Below are 22,618 nucleotides of genomic sequence, written 5' to 3'. Positions count from 1 at the left end.
AAATGCAAACTCAAATCATTCCAGCATTAGACTTAATAGATGGTAAAGTAGTAAGGCTTTATAAAGGAGATTATACTAAAAAGCAAGAATACAGCTTTGATCCTTTAGCTAAATTTCAAGAGTATGAGGATCAAGGCATTACTTGGCTTCATTTGGTGGATTTAAGCGGTGCAAAAGATCCTAGTAAAAGACAACTAAAACTCATAGAAAACCTAGCTTCAAAAATTAGAGTAAATCTTCAAGTAGGTGGAGGAATTCGCACTAAAGATGAGGTTAAAGCTTTGTTTGATAGCGGTGTTAAACGCGTAGTTATAGGCTCTTTATCGGTTAAAAATAAAGCCTTTACACAAGAGCTTTTGAGTGAATTTGGTGTAGAAAGTATAGTCTTAGCGCTTGATAGTGTTTGCATTAAAGATGAGTTTTTTGTGGCTGTTGATGCATGGAGTAAAACAAGCGATGAAAAATTATTTGATCTTTTAAATTTTTACAAAAATGTAAAGCATATTTTATGCACAGATATTTCTAAAGATGGCACGATGAGTGGAGCAAATATCACTTTATATAAAGCTTTATATGAGAAATTTCCACATTTACAAACTCAAGCAAGCGGAGGTGTGGCAAGCTTGGAAGATTTTAAAAAGTTAAATGGCATAGTAAGTGGTATCATCGTAGGCAAAGCCTTGCTTGATAAAGAATTTAGCATAAAGGAGGCTAAAGAATGCTTGCAAAACGCATAATCGCATGTTTAGATGTAAAAGATGGTAGAGTAGTTAAAGGGGTGCAGTTTAAAAACCATGAAGATATGGGAGATGTTATAGAACTTGCTAAATTTTACTCACAAAATGGCATTGATGAGCTTGTATTTTATGATATAACCGCTTCAGCTAAAAATGAGCGCATTGATAGAACTTGGGTAAGCAAGGTAGCACAAAATATCTCTATACCATTTTGCGTTGCAGGGGGTATAAAAAGTGAAGATGACGCAAAAGAACTTTTAGCAAATGGTGCTGATAAAATTTCTATTAACTCCCCTGCTTTAAATGACCCTGATTTGATCTCACGCCTTGCAAAAAGCTTTGGAGTGCAATGCGTAGTTGTAGGTATAGATACTTTTAAAGATGAAAACAACGAGCTTTTAGTATATAAATACACCGGAGATGAGAGCAAATCTCATCATAGTGGTAAAAAAACACTAGAGTGGATTAAGCAAGTATGTGAGCTAGGAGCGGGTGAAATTGTGCTAAATATGATGAATCAAGATGGCATGAGAAAGGGGTATGATCTTGATCAACTTGCTAAAGTTAGACAAATTTGTCCTGTGCCTTTAGTGGCAAGCGGTGGTGCAGGAGCTAAAGAGCATTTTTTAGACGCTTTTAAACTTGGTGTTGATGGAGCTTTAGCAGCTTCAGTGTTTCATAAAAAACTTATAGATATTAAAGAATTAAAACTATTTTTAAAAGATCAAGGCATACAAATTCGTATTTAAAAGGAAAAGCTATGAAGATAAATGAAGAAGAATTTATAAAAAGTATTAACTGGCAAAAGGTTAATAACCTTGTTCCTGTGATCATACAAGATTATCATTCTTGTGAAGTTTTAATGCAAGGTTTTATGAATGAAGAGGCATTAAGAGAGAGTTTTAAGCACCAAAAGGTTGTGTTTTACTCACGCACTAAAGAGCGTTTATGGATGAAAGGCGAGCAAAGTGGGAATTTCTTACATATTATAGATATGGGGCTTGATTGCGATAGAGATTGTATTTTAATCCTTGTAAAAGCTCAAGGCGCTACTTGTCATACAGGCGATACTTCTTGTTTTGAAACGCTTTCTAAAAAGGCTGATTTTGTGTTTTTATCGCGTCTTGAAAGGCTCATCAATTCACGCAAAAACACTTGCGCAAGTTCTTCTTACACGGCTGAGCTTTTTTCAAAAGGTACTAAACGCATAGCGCAAAAAGTAGGCGAAGAAGGCGTTGAAACCGCTTTGGCTGCTACTGCTAAAGACAAAGATGAGCTTATAAATGAAGCTGCTGATTTACTTTATCATTTAGAAGTGTTATTAGCTGATGCGGATTTGAGTTTAAATGATGTGATTGCTAAATTAAAAGAAAGAAATAAAAGTTAAGCGTGATTTCTCACGCTTAATTAAGCAATATTTTTGAAAAGATTCACTAACTATATCGAGTAATTTTAAAAAAACTTTACACTTTAAAGACATAGTATGCATTTTTATAACAATTTGTTATGAAAATTGTAGACATTAATTTTTGACTAAAAGCTTTATTTTCCATTATTTTACTAAATTACTTTTGCAATATATGTATTCAATTGAATAACATTTTATTTACATTTTTGGAACACTTATTGCTTTACATTAGCTAAGCAATAGAAGATTGTGAGATATTCACAAAGCAATATTTTTTAAAGGATTTAATTATGATGAGATCTCTTTGGGCTGGGGTTTCAGGACTCCAAGCACACCAATACGCAATGGATGTAGAAGGTAACAACATAGCAAATGTTAATACATTTGGTTTTAAGTATTCTCGTGCGGATTTCTCAACGCTTATGAGCCAAACTTCTAAGATAGCTACAGCTCCAGATGGCAACCTAGGTGGTAAAAACCCTATGCAAGTTGGACTTGGTGCGGGTGTAAATTCTACGACTAGAATTCACTCTCAAGGTAATATCCAAACTACAGATAAAAACACCGATATGGCTATCAATGGAGATGGATTTTTCATCGTTTCAAATGATGGCGGTACTACTCAATATTATACTCGTGCAGGGGACTTTAAAACAGACGCAGTAGGAAATTTCGTAGATAATAACGGCTATACCGTTCAAGGCTGGAACTACAACCAAGAAACAGGTCAAATTGACTCTTCAACTTCAGTAGGTGATATCGTAATCCCACCTGGTATGAGTATGCCTGCTAGACCAAGTACTTCAGTAAAACTTACAGCAAATTTAGATAGTGGTAATACTTTGGGTATGAATGCTTCTGCTAAGCGTCCTATCTATGCTCTTGATTCTTTACATGGTGGTAGGTTAGATACAGGAACAACCATAGATGAAAATGATACTGGACATACTGAGTTTTATACTACTTCAAAAAGTGGAGCCCAAGTAACTGAAAAAGGTGTTGATATGGGTGTAGTGTTTAACGCTCAAGGTGAGGGCTTAAACCTAAGAGATGGGCAAGGTATATGGATAAGCTATAAAGAGGCTAAGCATCAAAGTAATGTCAAAATGAATGATACCTTGCCTTTAGATAGGGCAGAATGGAAACCAAGTACTAATTATACATTTTGGGGTGCAAAAGATGGCGATACGCAATACCCTGCAAAATTAGATATTACTATTAATGGTGTAAATATTACAGCAGAAGGTGTAGGACAGGAAACGTTTTTAAATGCTATCAATGCTAAGACAGCTGAAACTGGTGTAGTAGCTTCGATAGTAGATGGTAAAATGACATTTACTAATGATAATAGCACAGGAACTACGGCAAAATCTAAAAATTTAAATATTACTATAAACGAGGGAAATACTGCTGGATCACAAGTTTCTACAAATGACAAACCGCAAGATGGAAATATAACATTGAATTCTCAAGGGCAAGATGCTAATATCAGAGCATGGCTTGGAACAGATGGAACAGATGGAACAAATGGTAATATTAAGAAAAATGTTAAGGTTGTTACTGCTCATGAGTATATTTATAGCTCAAATAGTGTAGATATAGGGCCAAATCCTAATCCAAGTGCAAATACAGCTCAGGATGCACATATGCCAAGTTTAGATGGCCAAAGAACTTTTCATACTACTGAAGATTTAAGAGAGCTTTTGCAAAGAGATGCTAGATGGGCTGTGGATTATGACGGAGATGGAAAATTAGAAAATTGGAACAATGGTGGCGGTGCAGGAGAAGATGCAAATGTTGGTGTAGAAGTGGTTGTAGAAAGTGATGGTAGATTTAAAATAACTAATCCTAAATTAAACGATCAGTCTAAAGATATGACTTTTAAAGTTACAGGTTATTCTAATGAGGCTAATAAAATCGCCACAAATGATAAATTTACAGCGATGTTTAGCGCTTTAGATGGAAATTTCAACGCAGGTAATAATGAAAAATATTCTCAAGACATGTATTTATCAGCTCATACTGCGAGTATAGAAATTTTTGACTCATTAGGAACTAGACATGAGTTAACTGTGCAATTTACTAAGCAAAGTAAAACAGCAGATGGTGGGGCTGAATGGTCTATCATCATCTCAGTGCCTGAGCCTGCAGAGATTAATTTCAGTGGTGATGGTGCTCCAGGAAATATAGTAGTAGGAAATTTAAGATTTGGTAATGATGGCTCTTTACAAAGCTATACGCCAAATGTATTAAACTTCACTGGAAATAACGGCTCAAAACCTGATCAAGTTATAAAACTTGACTTTGGTACAACAGGTGGTTTTGATGGCTTAACAAGCTATGATAAAGACTCAGCTACCACCAAACAAGAAACTGATGGTTACACAGGGGGTAACTTAAAGCCAGACGCATTAAGAACTGATGAGAATGGTTATATTTATGGAGAATTTACAAATGGTAAAACTCTAGCTCTAGCTAAGGTTGCTCTAGCTACTTTCCCAAATAATATGGGTCTTGAAGAAATGGGTAATAACCTTTTCAAAGCAACAGCAAACTCAGGAACACCTACTATAGGCCATGCAGGCGAAGGTGGTAGAGGGGGCTTAAAAGGCTCAGCCATAGAAATGTCAAACGTGGATTTAAGTCGTGCATTAACTGAGCTTATCGTAATCCAAAGGGGTTATCAAGCAAACTCAAAAACGATTACTACAAGTGATCAGCTTTTAAATACTTTGCTTCAATTAAAACAATAATTTTAACCCAAGGTTTTAAAAACCTTGGGATCAAGCTTTACAAGGTTATCGAGGTAGCCTTGTAATACTTGATAGCCTTGAAGCCTTCAATCTATTGCTAACTCACTTCTTTCTTGCCTTAAGGAGTGAGTAGCATGATTTGCATATCGACAAGTTAAAATAAAAATTTATAAACTTGGATTTTTAAAATTTATCATTAATGGTTCTAGCCATTTGGTAGTTTCAAATACTTCTAGCTTGTTGTTTTTAAATTCTAAGAGTTTTTTGTAATTTTGGGTATTGTCAAAAATAGTAATGTGATTACAAAATTTAGCAACGGTGTTAAAATTTTGTAAAGACTCATAGTATCTTTTTTCTATAAGTTCTTCTTTTATATCATGCCCGCCTTTAGCTACGCGAATTTTAACTCTTTGTTTTGCTGTGTTTGGAGAGTCTAGTCCGATGTAGTAAAGATTTATAGTGTAAGAATTTTTTTGTAGCTTTTTGAATAAAGATAAAATGCTAGTGCCACAAAGTGTGGTTTCCTGGTTAAAATCATAAGCTTTTTTGATATAGTTTTCACGCATTTTAATGGCTATCCTTGAAGCTCTAAATTGATCTTCTTGATTTTTCCAATCGCCAAAGCTACTTACGATTTCATCGATGTTGATTCTAAGCCCAAAGTCTTTGTTTTTTTCAAGTTCATTATAATACAAGGTAGTTTTTCCAGATCCATTAACACCTGCAAAAATAGTAGCTATTTTTTTCATTAATAAAGCCTTTATTGATTGATGAGAAATTTTAACATAAATTGTTTATAAGTGTTTTGAAAATAAATATAAAGTTTTTTGAAAAAGGTTCGATATAGTCAGTGAATCTTTTCAAAAATATTGCTTAATTAAGCGTGAGAAATCACGCTTAACTTCTTTTTGATTTTATTTAACTTTCTTTTATTAATCAAACTCAGATAAGAAACCAAAGATAAAAATGTACAAGTTCCTAAAATAAGCGATAAAAATATAGGTGTATTAGCATTTAAAAGACTTACTAAAAATGCCATTACTCCTGCCATAGCAAATTGCGCTGCCCCTAAGAGTGCTGAAGCACTACCTGCATTTTGTTTTGATCTTGCCATAGCTAAAGTGGTGGTATTTGGCAGGATAAAACCCAAACTTGCTATGATAAAACACAAAGGAATTTCAAAAGCCCAAAAACCTAGATCAAAAGTTGCCCCTAAAATGAGTAAAAAAGTTAAAAAGGTAATCATCATAAGTGCTCTTGGTAAAACATAATAAGGCGAGAGTTTAAGAACTATCCTTGCGTTTATATTAGCACATATAACAAAACTTAAAGCATGAGCTCCAAAAAGGGCTGCGTATTGTTGAGGGCTGAGTTCAAAAACACGCGTAAAAACAAAAGATGAGCCGGTTAAATAAGCAAAAAATCCTGCAAAGATTAAATTCCCGCAAAGCAAATACACCACAAAACGACGATCTTTTAAGATTTTTTTGTAACTTTTTGCAACTTCTTTGTGATTAAATTTTTTACCTTGAGTGTTGAGGTTGCTTTCTTTTAAGGCAAAAATAACAAGTAAAAATAAAATAAAACCTAAGATAAACAATGTTAAAAATATACTACGCCAAGAAAAAAACTCAAGCAAAATCCCACCAAAAGTAGGGGAAAGCATAGGAGCTAAAGAAGTAAAAACCATCATCAAAGCATAAACCCCTGCTGCTTCTTTAAGCTCAAAAACATCATTTACTATAGCTCTTGCTACAACTACGCCCACACAACCTCCTAAGGCTTCAAAAAAACGCAAAGCTATAAAAGCATGAATGGAATCAACTAAAACACAAGCAATGCTTGAAGAAATAAAAAGAAAAAGTCCTATATATAAAGGTTTTTTTCTGCCATATACATCACTTAATGGCCCATAAAAAAGCTGACCTAAAGAAAAGGCGATGAAAAAACTTGCAAGAGAAAGTTGAGTGTAAAAAGAATTTGTTTGAAAGCTTTTTTCTACTTCATTTAAAGCAGGCAAATACATATCAGTTGAAAGTGGTGCTATGGCAGATAAAAAGCCTAATATAAAAATGAGTTTGAGTTTTTCAAAACCTTTTATTTGAGTGCATTTTTGCATAAAAAATCCTAAAATATTTTTATCATTGTATAGCAAAAAGTCTAAAATAAACAATAATTTACATTTTTTAAAGGCAAATAAGATAAAATTAAACTAAAAAATAATCAAGGAAAAGTTATGAATATGCCTTTTAGTGATGAGGAATTAATAGAGCCTGTAAAAGCAAGTCTAGCTAAAACTATGCATATTTTAGAAAATGATGGTGGTGGGCTTGATTTTTTAGGGGTTAAAAATGGTGTGGTTTATGTGAAGCTAACCGGAGCTTGTCATGGCTGTCCAGCTAGTGGAACGACTTTGAAATATGGCTTAGAAAAACAACTTAAAATCGACATACACCCAGATATAACTATAGTAAATTTAGCAGGCGGGGAAAGCGAATTTGCAAAATTATAAAAAAATAGCCATAGAATGTTTTTATAAAAAAGATTTTAAAAATGCTAAGATGTATTTTTCTCTAGCTTATGAAAAGCGTAAAAATAAAAGACTCTTAACTTTTATCAACATTTGCGATTTAGCTTTAAAAAGCCCTGAAGAAGCTTTTGTGTTTTTTGAGTTTTTTATGCAAAATTATAAAAATACTAAAGTAGATAAAGATATTGAAAAACTTATTAATCTTAGTCAAAGTGTGCAGTTTGAGGAAGATAGTGAAGATTTTGAAGGTTTGAGTTATCAAGATTTTTTACTTAGTGAAGCAAAAGTTGGGTTTAAACAAGCTTTAGAAAATGTTATAATATCAAATAAACTTATCATTAATGATAAAGAAGATTTTGTGGATTTTTTAGAAAAGCTTTTAGAGCATGGTTATAAAGATATGCTTGTAGCTTATATGGAAGATGTTTCGGTGCATTTTTATTCTAACTATAGATTTATCAAGCTTAGTGAGAAAATCAAGGAATTAAATTATGATAGTAAAGATTGAAAATACTTTCATTTGTGATAATTCTAACGAATGCGAAAAAGATTGTTTTTTCTTAAAAACCGCTCAAAACGAAAAATTTCTTCATCAAGCTTTAGAAAAACAAGCAAAAATTATAAATATAACTGAGTGTAAGAAACTTTTAAATATAGATGAAAATATAAAAATCATAGGCATTACAGGCACAAATGGCAAGACAACTACTGCAGGGGCTATTTATTCTATCTTGCTTGATTTGGGTTATAAATGTGCCTTGATGGGAACTAGGGGTAGTTTTATAAATGATAAAAATATCATTCCAAAAGGCTTAACTACTGCTCCTATTTTGCAAACTTTAGAGCTTTTATCTTTAGCAAGTAAGGAAAAATGTGAATTTTTAATTATGGAAGTAAGCTCACATGCTTTGGTGCAAAACCGCATTGAAGGGCTTGAGTTTAAGGCTAAAATTTTTACTAATATTACTCAAGATCATTTAGATTTTCATGGAAACTTTCAAAACTACCAAGCGGCAAAAGAAAGTTTTTTTACCGATGAGTGTATGAAATTTATCAATAAAGATGCAAAAGCTATAAATTTTAATATCAAAGGTGCTTTTACTTATGGAGTGGAAAATCCAAGTTATTATCATATCAAAGCTTATGCTTTAAAAAATGGCATTGAAGCTGTGGTAAATTTTGGAAAAGAAACCTTTATGATTGACTCTTCTTTGGTGGGGCTTTTTAATCTTTATAATCTTTTGGCTGCAAGTGCTTGTGTGAATGAACTTGTTAAGCCAAATTTAAAAGAGCTTGAAAAGGCCATTAGTAATTTTGGTGGTATTGAGGGTAGAATGCAAGTGGTTGCAAAAGATGTGATTGTAGATTTTGCTCATACGCCTGATGGCATAGAAAAGGTTTTAGATGCTTTAAAATATCGTGATTTGATTGTGGTTTTTGGAGCAGGAGGGGATAGAGATAAAACTAAGCGTCCATTAATGGCTAAAGTTGCCAAATACTATGCTAAAAGACTCATCATCACAAGCGATAATCCGCGCTCAGAAGAGCCTATGGATATCATTAATGATATTTTAAGTGGTATAGAAAAAGATGAGAGCGTTTTTATAGAATGTGATAGAAAAGAAGCGATAAAAAAAGCATTAGAGCTTAAAACGAAAAATGATTTTGTAGTGATTTTGGGTAAGGGTGATGAAACTTATCAAGAGATTAAGGGTGTAAAATATCCTTTTAATGATAAAGAAGTAGTATTAGAGATATTAAAAGAAGGAAAATAAATGTTTGAAAATATGGATTTTTCTAAAATGGGCGAGCTTTTAACTAAGGCTCAAGAAAAAGCAAATGAATTAGAGCAAGAGGCTTTAAAAAAAGAATTTAGTGCAAAAAGTGGCGGTGGTTTAGTAAAAGTTAGTGCTAATGGAAAAGGTGAAATCATCGATATAAGCATTGATGATTCTTTGCTTGAAGATAAAGAATCTATGCAAATTTTATTAATAGCAGCAATTAATGATGTGATGAAAATGGTAGAACAAAATAAAAAATCAATGGCTAGTAATTTATTTAGCGGAATGGGAATACTATGAGAATTTTACTTTGTATTTTAGGCATAACTTGTGTGCTTTTTGCTGTGCCAAGACCGACTTTTAATGATTTTTTGGGTTGTTATGAAAAAAACAAAGCTAGTATGTTAATATATGAGGGCTTGCCTGCTTTTGCTTTAAATGAAAATACTTTAGCAGTAGTTAAAACCAAAAATGCAAAATTAAACAGTTATACTAAGTATGATCCTTTTTTAAATTTATATTTGGTAAAAACAGATTTTAGTTTAATCCCTGCGCCTATGGGAAATGAAGAAGAATTAACACGCAATAGCTGGGTGGGAATTTTAGATAGCAATAAAAGTTATATAGGGCATTTGAAGTATTTTGGACAAAGTTTGACAGAGCGTGATCAGCTTGATTTTACTTCTAAAATCGGAGAACTTAACTCGCCATGTTGTAAAATGTTAGGTATAACTTTAGAAGATGGCAAGCTCATAGGTAATCGTTATTTAAAACACTTTGCAAAATATCCTGATGTTTATTGGGGTGATATAGGTGTGGATTTTGATATGCGTGATGGCAAAATTTATGTAAAAAATGTGCGCAAAAATGGGCAATTTTTGCTTAATGATGAGCTTGTGAGTGTAGATGGACAAGTTTATGATGATATAAGAAAATTAAATGAGAAAATTTTATTCGCTGATCGTGGTGCAACTTTGTATTTTAATATGTTAAGAGATAATAAAGATGTCAATATTTCTACGACAGTTTTTGATAAAGATTTGGGTGTATTTGCCAAACCTAAAAAAGTAGTTCAAGCTAAACCGACTTCTTTTTATAGTAATCTAGGATTACGCGTAGATATGAAAATGAATGTTACTGAAGTAACTCCAAATTCTAAAGCGCAAATGGCTGGATTTTTAAAAGGGGATAAAATTTTAAGAATTAATAATCAAAAAATCAACAATTTTAATGAGCTTCAAACCATATTAACTCAAGCTAATACTTTTGATGTTTTAGTTTCAAGACAAGCAAGTAATATCCCTTCGGCGAAAAATAATGATTTTGAGCATTTTAATAAAGGATACTTTGACTTTTTTATAAGGCTAAATAAGTGATTTTAGAAAAATTCAAACAACATTTAGAGCAAAATTTTCCTAAAACTCAAAGCTTTCATCCGTTTTTTAATGAGGCTTTAAAATGGATGTTAGAAGCTGGTGGGAAGCATTTTAGAGCCCAACTTCTTTTAGGGATAGTGAATGCTAAAAATCCTGCTTTGTTTGAAAAGGCTTTAAATGCGGCTTTGGCTTTGGAATTTATCCATACTTATTCTTTAATACATGATGATTTACCTGCTATGGATAATGCTTCTTTGCGTAGAGGAAAGCAAACTTTACACAAAAAATACGATGAAACCACCGCTATTTTAGTAGGTGATGCTTTAAATACTCAAGCTTTTTTACTACTTTCAAGACTTGATTTAAAAGAAAATGTTAGATTAAAACTCATAGAAACTTTAGCTTTTAATGCAGGGCTTAATGGTATGATTATCGGACAGGCTATTGATTGTTATTTTGAAGATATACCTTTAAATTTAGAACAAGTTGAGTTTTTGCACATCCATAAAACTGCAAGATTGATCGCAGCGGCTTTAAGAATGGGCTGTGAAATTTGTGAGTTAGATGAAAAAGAATGTGAGCAAATTTATGAAATAGGGCTTTTGATAGGATTAGTTTTTCAAATCAAAGATGATATTATCGATGCGACTTTAGATACTCAAGAAGCAGGAAAGCCAACTCATAATGACTTGCATAAAAATTCTTTTGTAAAACTTTTGGCTTTAGAAGGTGCTAAAAAGGCAAAAGATGATAAAATTGCACTATGTGAAGAAAAAATGAAAAATTTAGACTCTAAGCTTGCTAATGAGCTTCAAATTTTGATTGATAAATATTTAAAAGGTTAAACAATGTTACAAAAACAAGCCAACACTATAAGATTTTTATGTGCGGATATGATACAAAAAGCAAATTCGGGCCATCCAGGTGCACCTATGGGTTTAGCAGATATTATGAGTGTTTTAAGTACTCATTTAGTGCATAATCCAAAAGATCCTACATGGTTAAACCGCGATAGATTAGTCTTTTCAGGTGGTCATGCTAGTGCTTTGCTTTATAGCTTTTTGCATTTGAGTGGCTATGATGTAAGTTTAGAGGATTTAAAAAATTTCCGTCAATTACACTCTAAAACCCCAGGTCATCCTGAGATTTTTACTCCAGGTGTTGAAATCGCCACAGGGCCTTTAGGACAAGGCATTGCAAATGCGGTTGGTTTTGCTATGGCAGCTAAAAAGGCAAGTTTGCTTTTGGGTGAGGATATTATCAATCACAAAGTATATTGTTTATGTGGTGATGGGGATTTGCAAGAAGGAATTTCTTATGAAGCTTGTTCTTTGGCAGGACTTCACAAACTTGATAATTTAATCATCATTTATGATAGTAATAATATTTCAATCGAAGGTGATGTGGCTATTGCCTTTAATGAAAATGTAAAAGAGCGTTTTAGAGCGCAAAATTTTGAAGTGCTTGAGATAGATGGGCATGATTTTGAGCAAATTGATTTGGCATTAAAAACAGCTAAAGAAAGCAAAAAGCCTTGCTTAATCATCGCTCATACTACCATAGCTAAAGGAGCTTTAGAGCTTGAAGGAAGTCATCATTCTCACGGAGCGCCTTTGGGTGAAGAGCTTATTAAAAAAGCAAAAGAAGCTTTAGGTTTTGATCCGCAAAAAACTTTTGAAATTCCAGAAGAAGTTAAAATTCGCTTTAATGCCGCAATAGAACTTGGAGATTTAGCACAAGCTAAGTGGAATCAAAAAGTGCAAAATTTAAATGCAGAAAAGCAAGCTTTATTAAAAGAGCTTTTAGAACCTGATTTTTCAAAAATACAATTTCCTGATTTTAAAGGACAAGATTTAGCTACTAGAGATAGCAATGGTATGATTTTAAATGCTATCGCTAAAGCTTTACCGGGATTTTTAGGTGGTAGTGCAGATTTAGGTCCATCAAATAAAACTGAACTAAAAGATATGGGCGATTTCCCAAATGGAAAAAATATCCACTATGGCATAAGAGAGCATGCGATGGCTGCTATATCAAATGCTTTTGCTAGATATGGTTTGTTTTTGCCTTATTGTGCTACCTTTTTTATATTTAGTGAGTATTTAAAACCTGCTGCAAGAATAGCAGCTTTGATGAGGGTTAAACACTTTTTCATCTTTACTCATGATAGCATAGGGGTTGGCGAAGATGGCCCAACACACCAACCTATAGAGCAACTTAGCACTTTTAGAGCTATGCCAAATTCATTGACATTTAGAGTAGCTGATGGGGTTGAAAATGTAAAAGCATGGCAGATTGCACTTAAAACTAATATGCCAAGTGTTTTTGTTTTATCACGTCAAAAATTAAGTGCTTTAAGTGAGCCTGTTTTTGGAGATGTGGAAAATGGAGCTTATTTATTAGAAGAAAACGCAAATGCACAATTTACACTTTTAGCAAGCGGTAGTGAAGTATCATTGTGTTTAAAAGTAGCTAAGAATTTAAAAGAAAAAGGTGTGATTGCTAATGTAGTTTCTATGCCTTGTTATGAATTATTTATCGCTCAAGAAAAATCTTATAAAGAAAGAATTTTACAAGGTAAGGTTATAGGTGTGGAAGCTGCAAATTCAAATGAACTTTATAGAATTTGTGATGAGCTTTATGGCATAGAAAGTTTTGGTGAGAGTGGTAAAGATAAAGATGTATTTGAGCATTTTGGATTTAGTGAGGAAAAATTAAGCTCATATGTTTTAAGTTTATGTAATGAAAAATAAAATCATCAAAGACATTAAAAATCAAGAATGCATTTTTAGTGTTTTTGGTATATGGGATAAAACTAGCGTAGGAAAATTAGAAAAATTAGACTTTCCTACTCAAAAAAATATTATTTTTGATTATGCAAATTTAGATTTTATAGATACTGCTGGGATTAGGTATTTTCTAGCTTTAGAAAATGAACTTAAGCAAAAAGGTTTTGAGCTTAGTAGAGTAAATCTTAAAAGTGAGCATGCTAAGCTTTTTGAACTTTGTCAAAAAAACTATAAAAGCTTTTATAATTCTTATGAAGATAAAAAAACACTTAAAGATTTTTTTGAAAATTTAGGAAAAAATGTTGTTGAATCTTTTGCGCTTTTAGTGCAGTTTTTAAATTTCATAGGGCTTATCATTTATACTTGTTTTAAAACACTTTTAAATCCTAAAAAACTTCGCTTTAAGGCATTTTTATATCATGTAGAAAATAGTGCTATTAATGCTTTGCCTATTATTATGTTAACTTCATTGCTTGTGGGTGTGGTACTTGCTTATCAAGCTGCGTATCAACTTGCACAGTTTGGAGCTAATATTTACATTGTTGATTTAATGGGAATTTCTGCTACTAGAGAGCTTGCACCATTAATTAGTGCTATTGTTATAGCTGGTAGGAGTGCAAGTTCTTATACAGCTCAAATTGGAGTGATGAAGCTCACTGATGAAATTGATGCGATGAAAACTATGGGTTTTAAAGAAAGTGAGTTTATCATTTTACCTAGAGTTTTAGCTTTAGCGCTTGCCATGCCTTTAGTGGTAATAGTGGCGGATATTTTAAGCATTATAGGTGGAATTGTAGTTGCTTGGTTTAGTTTAGAAATTAGTGCGAGTGAGTTTATGAGTCGTTTCAAAGAAGCAGTGGAGCTAAAACATATCATCATAGGGCTTATAAAGGCACCTATTTTTGGATTTTTGATCGCTTCTATTGCTTGTTTTAGGGGATTTTTTGTGCAAAAAACTACTGAAAGCATAGGTGTTTATACGACAAAAAGTGTGGTAAATGCTATTTTTTGGGTGATAGCTTTTGATGCGATTTTTTCTGTATTTTTAACAAAGGCTGGATTTTGATTATAAAGGCTAAAAATATCAGCACTTATTTTGGAAGTAAATGTGTGCATGAGGATATTAGTTTTGAAGTGCAAGATAATGAAATTTTTGGCATTTTAGGTGGTAGTGGTAGTGGTAAATCTGTACTTTTAAGACAAATGCTAATGCTTGAGCATTTTGATAAGGGCGAGTATGAAATTTTAGGCAAGAGATTAAAAAATATAAGTGATGAAGATGCTTTGTTTTTGCAAAAACAATGGGGTGTTGTTTTTCAATATGGAGCATTATTTAGCTTTTTTAATATACTTGAAAATATTAGCATACCTTTGGTTGAATATACAAAACTTAGCAAAAACGATATCAAAGAAATAGCCATGATGAAGCTTAAGATGGTAGGGCTTGATGAGAGTGTGGCAAAACTTTATCCAAGTGAATTAAGCGGAGGTATGAAAAAAAGAGTGGCCATAGCTAGAGCTTTGGCACTTGATTCTAAATTGCTTTTTTTAGATGAGCCAACTTCAGGGCTTGATCCTTATAGTTCAAGAGAATTTGATGAGTTGCTTTTGAGTTTAAAACAAAGCTTTAAATTATGTGTAGTTTTAATTACTCATGATAAAGAAAGTATGAAAAATGTATTAAATCGCTTTTTGATTATAGAGAATAAAAAAGTTGGTTTTTTGGGAAATGTTGAGGCTTTGCAAGAGCAAAATCCAAGACTTTATGAGAGGTTTATGCAATAATGGAAAATAAAGCAAATTATATTTTGATCGGAATTTTTGTTTGTGTATTATTTTTTATCAGCTTATTTTTTATAGTGTGGTATGGGAATTTAAAAGATGAGAAATCTTTTAAATATTATGAAATTTATATGGAAGAATCAGTTGCAGGGCTTAGCGTCAAAGCTCCGGTTAAATTTTTAGGGGTTGATGTTGGTAGTGTTGAAAATATCAGCATAGATAGTTCAAGTAAGCAACTAAGAGTGAAAATTTTAGTTAAGCTTGATTCTAGTTTAGCGGTTAAAACAGATACTTATGCAAGTTTGCAAATTCAAGGTATAACAGGATTTAAGTTTATTCAGCTTGCAGGGGGTAGTGAGGAAGCTAGTGTTTTAAAAGCAGATGATGATGTTTATCCTATTATAAAATCAAAGGAAAGTTTTTTTACGAGCATAGATAAGCAAGCAAATAATCTTTTAGAGCTTATTAATGTCTCAAAGCTTAAACTAGAAAATCTTTTAAGTGATAAAAATTTAAAAAATATAGAGTCTATTTTACAAAATACATCCGAGTTTTCTGCGTATTTAAATACTAATGCACCAGCATTTTTAGAAAATTTAAATAAAACAAGCTCTAAACTTGGTAAAAGCGCGGATGAATTTTCAAATTTTTTAAATAATGCTAATGGCCAACTTAATGAGCTTAATAAAAGCAGAATGCTTTTGAATGAAAATTTAGATATTTTAAGAGTTTTATTTTTAGATTTTACGCAATTATTAAAAAATTTAAAACAAAATCCTTCCGATGTAATTTATAAAGATAAAGCCATTCAATATGCTCCAGGAGAATAAAATGAAATTTTTATATATTAGTTTAGTAGCTATTTTTTTTAGTGCTTGTTCTTTGATTAGTCCAAGTCAAACTTTACCTGCAAATAAATATTTTAGTATTAATTTAGAAAAGTTAGAGCAAAGTCAAAATAAAAAAAACGCAACTATTATAGTTTCTTTGCCTAAGGGCTTAGCTTATACTAATGAAATTTTTTATAAAAAAGATCATGTTGTTAATGCTTATGCTTATCATTTTTGGAAAGAAAATCCTGCTTTGATGATTAAAACTTTTTTGGAATTTCATTTGCAAGATTTAGAAGCATTTGAAGCGGTTTTAAACCAAGATAGTCTAGCTAGTGCTGATTATGTTTTAGAAAGTAAAGTAGATATTTTAGAGCAAGATTTTAGCGATGAGGTGTATTCTAAAATAAAATTAGGCATTAATTTAAATTTGGTGCAAATAAACACTAAAAAACTTATAGCAAGTAAGTATTTTTACTATGAAAAAGAATTAAATGATAATAATCCTCAAATTTTAATCCAAAATTATGATGAGGTTTTTTTGCTTTTTGCTAAAGATTTTAGAGTTTGGGTAGATCAAAATTTGGAATAAAAAATGCTTTTCCTGTTGTAGCAATAACAAGGAAGGCGTATTATGAGAGATGAATTAGAAATCTTACAAAAACATTTAGGACAAGTAGGTTCAAGTATAGATGGTGCGAATTTAAAACACCAAACACAAAAATTTAGTGAAGATATTACCGATGCAAATGATTTTGTCGGTGCTTTGCAAATTTTAGATTCTTCGTTGAAAAAAATTTCAAAACTTTTAGAAGATAAAAATTATGAAGATGTGCAAGATAAAGTATTAATCGCAAGTGAAAGTTTGAAAATAGTAGATAATTGCTCATTTTTAGGCAATGCTTTATTTGATAATAATTATAATGTAAATGTAGGCTCAAAGGCTTTTGCTTTTGAAATTTGCAACCCTTTAAAAATTCTAGAAACTAGTGATTATGAGGGTATGAAAGCTTATATAGTAGATAAAAGAGAAGAAATAGCTTCTATGCTTAGTGAGCTTGCAGTGGCTATTGCTACTTATAGTCCTAGTCAAAGTTTTGGCGGATCAAGCCACGATTTTATGAAAGATTTTGATTTTACTAAGCTTTTTAAATAATACTAAAGGCTAAAAAGCCTTTAGTATGTGTTTTTTATTTAATTACCCCACAAGCCATTCTAGCGCCACCGCCACCAAGCGCTGCAGGATGATCGCTATGATTGTCTCCTCCAAAATGTATCATTAAAGAGTGGTTTTTAAGCTCATTAAGTGTTTTGATTTTTGGTGCTAATACAGGATTAGTTGCTTTACCATCTTTTTCTACATAAAGTGGTGGTAAATCACCTCTGTGGCCTTTATCATCCCATGGGCTTGAATGTGCGTCAGTTTTTTCAGGATCCCAGTGACCACCAGCTTTCATACCCAAACCTTTATCAGTTGCTCCACAATCAGCGTTTGCATGAACATGAAAACCATGAATTCCACTTTCTAAACCTTGAAGATTTGGGTAAAATGCCACTCCATAAGGAGTTTGTACTGCTACAACTTCACCTGCATTTTTGTTGGCATTTTTATCAAGAATTTCCATTTTGATAACTAAATGATCTTTTTGTGCTTTTGGATCAAAATTTTCCAAATTTGCTCCAATTAAAAAACTTGATGCTAGTAAAGAACCTAGTATAATTTTTTTCATTTTCTCTCCTTTTGTTAAAAATTATTTTATTGTAGCATATATTTTTAATGAAAAATTATTTTTTATTATTTTTTATAAAATACAATAATCAAAAAACTTATAAAAAGGTCAAAATGTTAGTTTTTCCAAAAGACTTTGATAAAGTTAGTTTCAATGTGTTAGAAAATTCTTTATTTTCTTTGTGTTATTATCAAAAAAATTCTTCAAATGATAAAAATCAAGAAGTTGTATTTAAAGACTATGCTTTGGTTTTTATATTAGAGGGTTCTAAAAGTATTTATACTATTGATAATCATTTTAAGGCAAGCAAAGATGAAATTATTTTTTTTACAAAAAATTCCTTTTCTATTAGAGATTATTTAAATAGTGAAAATACTTATAAGTCTGTTATTTTATGTTTTAAAGAGAGTATTTTGATAGAGCTTGTTTTTAAATATCAAGATTTAATTTCTAAATTAAGCTCTTTAGAGTATTCTAAAAGTTTATTTAGTTTAAAATCAGATTTTGTAACTAAGAGTATTTTTCAATCATTTTTACCTTATATAAACACTTCTAAAAATAACGAATATTTACTTAAGTTAAAATTTGAAGAATTATTTTTATCTTTACTATATAGTGAAGACAACGCAGAATTTTTAGCCTTTTTAAAAGCAATTTTAAGTGGTTTTAAATTAGATCTTTATCAGATGTTTGCGTATTGTAAAAATGATTTTGAAAATGTGGCTTCTATGGCTAAATTTAGTAAAATGGATATAGCAAGCTTTAGTCGTAATTTCAAACAAAGTTTTGGGATAAGTCCTAAAGAATGGCTTGATAATAAGCGTTTTGAAAAAGCTAAATTTTTACTAGAATTTTCCACTAAGAATATTACTCAAATTTGCCATGAACTTGGATTTAATTCCCCTGCTTGGTTTATAGCAAGATATAAAAAAAGATATGGCATTACACCAAAACAAGAGCAAAAATTAAAAAACTTATATTTTTTGTCTTAAAAGTGATAGATTTTAATTTTAAATTATATTAAAATTTACTAATAATAATTAAGAAAGGTAACAGTATGAAAAAAAGTATTTTAGCTTTAGCTTTATTTGCATTTTGTAGTGCAAATGCTTTAGAGGTGCAAGAATTTAAAGGTTTTGCACATCCTGAAAGTGTATATGTAGATGAAAGTGCGGTTTATGTGTCTAATGTAGGAAAAGAATTGACTCCACTAAATAAAGATAATGATGGTTTTATTTCAAAGTTAGACAAAGATGGAAAAGTTGTAGAACTAGAATTTATCAAAAACCTTAATGCTCCAAAGGGTATGTCTAAAATAGCTGATGTTTTGTATGTTGTAGATATTGATGTTTTATATGGTTTTGATGTAAAAAGTAAAAAAGAAATTTTCAAGCTCCCTATAAAAAATGCAGTATTTTTAAATGATATAGCAGTTTTGGATAATAATACATTGTTAGTGAGTGATACAGGTACAGGATATATTCATAAAATATTTTTAAAAGAGAAAAAATACGAAAATTTCATCCATTTAGATTTAAAATATGGTGGCCCAAATGGATTGTTGATAGAAAAAAATACTTTATTTGTAGCAGGTTATGATCCAAGTGATAAAGCAGGTGGAAAAATCATTAGCATTGATTTAAACACAAAGAAAATTCAAGAATTAAGTAACAAAATAGAACAGTTTGATGGTGTAGTGTTTGATAAAGATAAAAATCTTTTAGTGTCAAGCTGGGGTAAAAATCTTCAAGGATATATTTATATTCTAAAAGACAACAAAGAGATAAAGCTAGATCTAAACCCTATAAAAGGTCCTGCAGACATGTTTTTTGATGGTGAGTATTTATGGGTACCAAAAATGGCAGAGAATGCCTTGATTAAAGTAAAATTATAAAAACTTTTAAGCCAAAAGGCTTAAAAGTCAAATAATTCTCCAAGCCAACTTTCTTTTTTCTTGTATTTATAGCCATTATTGTGATGATAGTTTGCTTGTTGGCTGTAATTTTGTTGATGAGATGGTTGTGGCGCGCTTTGAGAAGAACTTCTTTCTATGATTTTATCAAGTTCACCACGATCAAGCCAAACGCCACGACATTTTGGACAATAATCAATCTCAACTCCATTTCTTTCACTCATTAATAAAGCTGTATTTGCACAAACTGGGCAATTCATATTAATCCTTTATAAAAATTTTCCTAAAGTATATAGATTTAAAGTAAATTATGAGTTTAAATCCCAATCAATAGGACTTTTGTCAAGTTTTAATAAAATTTCATTGCTTTTTGAAAAATGTTTGCAACCTAAAAAAGCATTTCTTGCTAAAGGCGAAGGATGTGCTGCCTCTAGGATAAAGTGTTTTTGAGGATTGATTAAAACTTTTTTGTTTTTAGCATAATTTCCCCAAAGTAAAAATACCAAACCCTCTTTTTCATTGCTAAGTTTTGATATAACCGCATCAGTAAATTTTTGCCAACCAAAATGCGCGTGCGAAGCAGGTTTGTTTGCTTCTACGCTTAAGATAGAGTTTAAAAGTAAAATTCCTTGTTTAGCCCATTTGCTTAAATCACCATGTTTTGCTATAGGGATATTTAAATCATCTTGCAATTCTTTGTAGATATTAAGCAAAGATGGAGGAATTCTAACTCCCATCGGCACACTAAAGCTTAAACCCATAGCTTGATTTGGGTTATGATAAGGATCTTGTCCTAAAAGTATGATTTTTAAATCTTGTAAAGGAGCTAGGTTGAAAGCATTAAAGATTAAATTTGCTGGTGGATATATGATTTTTCCTTCGTTTAGGGCATTGATATAATGAGTTTTTATCTCTAAAAAATAAGGTTTTAAAAACTCATCTTTTAAAAATTCTTTCCAAGTTTGTTCCATTTTTATTTTTTCTAAACAAATATCCATTTTTATCCTTACCAAGAAAGTATAAACTCACTTCCTTCATTCTCTTTGCTTAAAACTTTAATGTTGATATTATTTTTATCAGCTATTTGCTTGACTAAGTTTAAACCTATGCCAAAGCCACCTTGGTCTTGATTAAAGCGCTTATAGCGTGTAAAAATTTGAGATATTTCCTTAGCACTCATACCTTGACCCTCATCTTTAATGCTAAGTGTTTTTTCTTTTAAACAAATATAGATTTTTTTATGAGCATTGGTGTATTTTATAGCATTGCTTAAAATATTGTCGATTAAAATTTGTATTTCTTCTTTGTTTACATAAAAGCTTTGCTCTAAAAGATTTCTTTCAATGATGAGATTTTTTTGTGTGATTAAAGTTTCAAAGTATTCTAGCCTTTGTTCTAAAAGCTCTTTTAAATTGATATCTTCTTTGAAATTTTCTTTTTGTAAGAAAAAATTTAAGGCTATGAGATTTTGATAGATATGGTTTAAATTTTTACTTGCTAGTTTGATATGGTTTAGTTTTTTAGTGTTATTTGGGTTCAAATTTGTATCATCAAATTTTTTAATACTAGCTAAAATCACACTTAAAGGCGTATTAATTTCGTGCGTGGTGTCTTTAATAAAATCATTGAGTGTTTTAAATTGTTCTTTGATATTTTTAAAGACAAGCAAGATGAGTATATAAGCAATTATAGCAAGTAGTAAAATACATATAAGCGTATAAAAAATAGTTTTTAATTTTAATTTCCAAAGTTCATCGGCAAAATCATTGATGTCTAGATTGTTATAATTATCTTTGCGGTATTGTTCTTTTTTAAAACCAAGATCATCAGTTTCTATAATGATATGAATATTTCTGTGTTTTAAAAATTTAAAATAATGTCTAGGTTTTTTCATATCAGTTCTATCTATATAAGTATCAAGATTGCGAATTCTTAAAAAATCTATAAATAATTTTTTATCTCTGCTGTAGATAAAGTCGTTGTTTTTTAAATGATTGAAAATATTTATAGCATCAAATGAAAGATTACTAAAAATGACTTCTTGATCTAAGATAATAGCAAAGGAAGTGTTGAGTTTATCAGAAATTTCTGTGAAGTTGATTTTGTCTAATGAAATTTGATTATGTTTTGACTCTATAATATTTTGCAAGATGTAATTGTGATGAGTATACATATGTGTTAATTGGTTTAAGCGTATATAGCTAGCTTCTTTTTGATAAAAAGTAATAAAAAAAATTGTAAGAAAAGTACCACTTGTGATGATATAAAGAGCTAGAATTTTAAAAATAGTATTATTAAAATTTTCACTTTTCATTTTCTAGCCTTATGGCATAACCTATGTTTCTTTGATTGATGATAAGATCTTTACCAAGAATTTTTCTTAAATTTTTCACATAAACTCTAAGGCTCATAATTACAGGTTCTTCATCTAAACTCCAAATTTCATCAAAAATGGTTTCTATGCTTACAAAATGTGGACGTTTTTTAAAAAGTAAAGCTAAAAGTTCTTTTTCTTTGTTGGTAAGATTGATGATTGTTTTATCTTGATAAAGAGTTTTATTGAGTGGATCAAAAGAAATATTTTTTGAAGAGCTAAGTAAAATCAAATCTTCTTTTTGGTGGCTAAAATTTCTTTTAATGATATTTTTTACACGGATAATTAATTCATCTATATCAAAAGGCTTTTTAATATAATCATCACAGCCTGATAAAAATCCTTGTTTTACATCATCAAGCATAGATAAAGAAGTTAAAAATATAGCAGGGGTGTTTTTACCACTTTCTCTTAATTCTTTTAAAACTTCAAAACCATTACCTTTTGGGACTTTAACATCAAAAATCCAAAGATCAAAATTTTCTTCATAAGCTTTTTCTAGTGCCTCTTGTGCATCAAATACACAAGAGACTTTAAAACCCTCATCATTTAAAGCTTCATTTATAATTTCATTTAAACTTAAATCATCTTCTAAGAGTAGGATTTTTGCCGCCAT

At 31.0% G+C, this 22,618-nt stretch carries 25 protein-coding genes; 18 read left to right on the top strand and 7 right to left on the bottom strand.

Annotation, left to right across the window (positions count from 1 at the left end; translation table 11 throughout):
• Positions 1-2: 2 nt before the first annotated feature.
• From hisA to flgE, 4 genes are all read left to right on the top strand, one after another.
• A complete protein-coding gene (hisA, locus tag CAMP18497_RS04390; RefSeq protein WP_337212705.1) occupies positions 3-737 on the top strand; it encodes a 1-(5-phosphoribosyl)-5-[(5-phosphoribosylamino)methylideneamino]imidazole-4-carboxamide isomerase in 735 nt (244 codons plus the stop codon).
• Positions 719-1,486 (top strand): imidazole glycerol phosphate synthase subunit HisF, encoded by a 768-nt coding sequence (hisF, locus tag CAMP18497_RS04385; RefSeq protein WP_337212703.1) that lies wholly within the window; start codon positions 719-721, stop codon positions 1,484-1,486. The genes hisA and hisF overlap by 19 nt, the downstream gene beginning before the upstream one ends.
• Positions 1,487-1,497: 11 nt before the next feature.
• Positions 1,498-2,124, top strand: a complete 627-nt coding sequence (gene hisIE, locus CAMP18497_RS04380; protein ID WP_337212701.1) for a bifunctional phosphoribosyl-AMP cyclohydrolase/phosphoribosyl-ATP diphosphatase HisIE — start codon at positions 1,498-1,500, stop codon at positions 2,122-2,124.
• Between the two features lie 311 nt (positions 2,125-2,435).
• Positions 2,436-4,898 carry a flagellar hook protein FlgE gene (flgE, locus tag CAMP18497_RS04375; RefSeq protein WP_337212699.1) on the top strand — a complete coding sequence of 821 codons (2,463 nt, stop codon included), beginning with the start codon at positions 2,436-2,438 and terminating at the stop codon, positions 4,896-4,898.
• A gap of 167 nt (positions 4,899-5,065) precedes the next feature.
• Here the strand turns inward: flgE and CAMP18497_RS04370 are convergent, their stop codons facing one another.
• Both CAMP18497_RS04370 and CAMP18497_RS04365 read right to left on the bottom strand, forming a co-directional pair.
• On the bottom strand, positions 5,066-5,647 hold the full coding sequence (locus tag CAMP18497_RS04370; protein ID WP_263672352.1) for a zeta toxin family protein: 582 nt from the start codon (positions 5,645-5,647) through the stop codon (positions 5,066-5,068).
• Between the two features lie 128 nt (positions 5,648-5,775).
• A complete protein-coding gene (locus CAMP18497_RS04365; protein WP_337212696.1) occupies positions 5,776-7,017 on the bottom strand; it encodes a multidrug effflux MFS transporter in 1,242 nt (413 codons plus the stop codon).
• A gap of 123 nt (positions 7,018-7,140) precedes the next feature.
• Here CAMP18497_RS04365 and CAMP18497_RS04360 point away from each other — a divergent pair, with 123 nt between their 5' ends.
• Genes CAMP18497_RS04360 through CAMP18497_RS04305 form a run of 12 tightly spaced genes read left to right on the top strand, consistent with a single transcriptional unit; the run spans position 7,141 to position 17,142 of the window.
• Positions 7,141-7,410, top strand: coding sequence for an iron-sulfur cluster biogenesis protein NfuA (locus tag CAMP18497_RS04360; protein ID WP_039619526.1), 270 nt, complete (start codon positions 7,141-7,143; stop codon positions 7,408-7,410).
• The gene (locus CAMP18497_RS04355; RefSeq protein WP_039617205.1) at positions 7,397-7,936 is read left to right on the top strand and encodes a hypothetical protein; all 540 of its coding nucleotides are present in this window, start codon (positions 7,397-7,399) and stop codon (positions 7,934-7,936) included. Before CAMP18497_RS04360 ends, CAMP18497_RS04355 begins: the two co-directional genes overlap by 14 nt.
• Positions 7,920-9,203, top strand: coding sequence for a UDP-N-acetylmuramoyl-L-alanyl-D-glutamate--2,6-diaminopimelate ligase (locus CAMP18497_RS04350; RefSeq protein WP_337212694.1), 1,284 nt, complete (start codon positions 7,920-7,922; stop codon positions 9,201-9,203). Before CAMP18497_RS04355 ends, CAMP18497_RS04350 begins: the two co-directional genes overlap by 17 nt.
• The gene (locus CAMP18497_RS04345) at positions 9,204-9,509 is read left to right on the top strand and encodes a YbaB/EbfC family nucleoid-associated protein (protein ID WP_337212692.1); all 306 of its coding nucleotides are present in this window, start codon (positions 9,204-9,206) and stop codon (positions 9,507-9,509) included.
• Positions 9,506-10,585, top strand: coding sequence for a DUF7488 domain-containing protein (locus tag CAMP18497_RS04340; protein ID WP_337212690.1), 1,080 nt, complete (start codon positions 9,506-9,508; stop codon positions 10,583-10,585). Before CAMP18497_RS04345 ends, CAMP18497_RS04340 begins: the two co-directional genes overlap by 4 nt.
• Positions 10,585-11,430, top strand: a complete 846-nt coding sequence (locus CAMP18497_RS04335; protein ID WP_337212757.1) for a polyprenyl synthetase family protein — start codon at positions 10,585-10,587, stop codon at positions 11,428-11,430. The genes CAMP18497_RS04340 and CAMP18497_RS04335 overlap by 1 nt, the downstream gene beginning before the upstream one ends.
• A 3-nt stretch (positions 11,431-11,433) precedes the next feature.
• Positions 11,434-13,338: a transketolase gene (gene tkt / locus CAMP18497_RS04330; protein WP_337212688.1), complete on the top strand. Its 1,905-nt coding sequence runs from the start codon at positions 11,434-11,436 to the stop codon at positions 13,336-13,338.
• 1 nt (position 13,339) lies between these two features.
• Positions 13,340-14,440: an MlaE family lipid ABC transporter permease subunit gene (locus CAMP18497_RS04325; RefSeq protein WP_442867772.1), complete on the top strand. Its 1,101-nt coding sequence runs from the start codon at positions 13,340-13,342 to the stop codon at positions 14,438-14,440.
• Positions 14,437-15,159: an ABC transporter ATP-binding protein gene (locus tag CAMP18497_RS04320; RefSeq protein ID WP_263676909.1), complete on the top strand. Its 723-nt coding sequence runs from the start codon at positions 14,437-14,439 to the stop codon at positions 15,157-15,159. Before CAMP18497_RS04325 ends, CAMP18497_RS04320 begins: the two co-directional genes overlap by 4 nt.
• Positions 15,159-15,986 carry an MlaD family protein gene (locus tag CAMP18497_RS04315; RefSeq protein WP_337212683.1) on the top strand — a complete coding sequence of 276 codons (828 nt, stop codon included), beginning with the start codon at positions 15,159-15,161 and terminating at the stop codon, positions 15,984-15,986. The genes CAMP18497_RS04320 and CAMP18497_RS04315 overlap by 1 nt, the downstream gene beginning before the upstream one ends.
• 1 nt (position 15,987) lies before the next feature.
• Positions 15,988-16,578 (top strand): ABC-type transport auxiliary lipoprotein family protein, encoded by a 591-nt coding sequence (locus tag CAMP18497_RS04310; protein ID WP_337212681.1) that lies wholly within the window; start codon positions 15,988-15,990, stop codon positions 16,576-16,578.
• 42 nt (positions 16,579-16,620) lie between these two features.
• Positions 16,621-17,142, top strand: coding sequence for a flagellar FLiS export co-chaperone (locus CAMP18497_RS04305; protein ID WP_337212679.1), 522 nt, complete (start codon positions 16,621-16,623; stop codon positions 17,140-17,142).
• A 34-nt stretch (positions 17,143-17,176) separates the two neighbouring features.
• On the opposite strand, the gene CAMP18497_RS04300 is transcribed toward CAMP18497_RS04305, so the two are convergent.
• On the bottom strand, positions 17,177-17,716 hold the full coding sequence (locus tag CAMP18497_RS04300) for a superoxide dismutase family protein (protein ID WP_263675564.1): 540 nt from the start codon (positions 17,714-17,716) through the stop codon (positions 17,177-17,179).
• Positions 17,717-17,829: 113 nt separating this feature from the next.
• On the opposite strand from CAMP18497_RS04300, the gene CAMP18497_RS04295 reads away from it, so the two are divergent.
• Positions 17,830-18,708 (top strand): helix-turn-helix domain-containing protein, encoded by an 879-nt coding sequence (locus CAMP18497_RS04295; protein WP_337212677.1) that lies wholly within the window; start codon positions 17,830-17,832, stop codon positions 18,706-18,708.
• A gap of 65 nt (positions 18,709-18,773) precedes the next feature.
• On the top strand, positions 18,774-19,610 hold the full coding sequence (locus tag CAMP18497_RS04290) for an ATP-binding protein (protein WP_337212675.1): 837 nt from the start codon (positions 18,774-18,776) through the stop codon (positions 19,608-19,610).
• 20 nt (positions 19,611-19,630) lie between these two features.
• On the opposite strand, the gene CAMP18497_RS04285 is transcribed toward CAMP18497_RS04290, so the two are convergent.
• The 4 genes from CAMP18497_RS04285 to CAMP18497_RS04270 are packed head-to-tail and all read right to left on the bottom strand — an operon-like array spanning position 19,631 to position 22,618.
• A complete protein-coding gene (locus CAMP18497_RS04285; RefSeq protein WP_337212673.1) occupies positions 19,631-19,888 on the bottom strand; it encodes a TFIIB-type zinc ribbon-containing protein in 258 nt (85 codons plus the stop codon).
• A gap of 48 nt (positions 19,889-19,936) precedes the next feature.
• Entirely contained in the window at positions 19,937-20,626 is a 690-nt protein-coding gene (gene ung / locus CAMP18497_RS04280; RefSeq protein WP_337212671.1) for a uracil-DNA glycosylase, read from the bottom strand.
• Positions 20,627-20,634: 8 nt separating this feature from the next.
• Positions 20,635-21,942, bottom strand: coding sequence for a sensor histidine kinase (locus CAMP18497_RS04275; protein WP_337212669.1), 1,308 nt, complete (start codon positions 21,940-21,942; stop codon positions 20,635-20,637).
• Complete coding sequence (locus CAMP18497_RS04270) at positions 21,932-22,618, bottom strand: response regulator transcription factor (RefSeq protein ID WP_337212667.1); 687 nt, start codon at positions 22,616-22,618, stop codon at positions 21,932-21,934. Before CAMP18497_RS04270 ends, CAMP18497_RS04275 begins: the two co-directional genes overlap by 11 nt.

The sequence above is a fragment of the Campylobacter sp. W0066.1 genome (assembly GCF_024723635.1).
GTDB lineage: Bacteria > Campylobacterota > Campylobacteria > Campylobacterales > Campylobacteraceae > Campylobacter_D > Campylobacter_D lari_C.
This window is presented reverse-complemented; position numbering and strand designations above follow the sequence as displayed.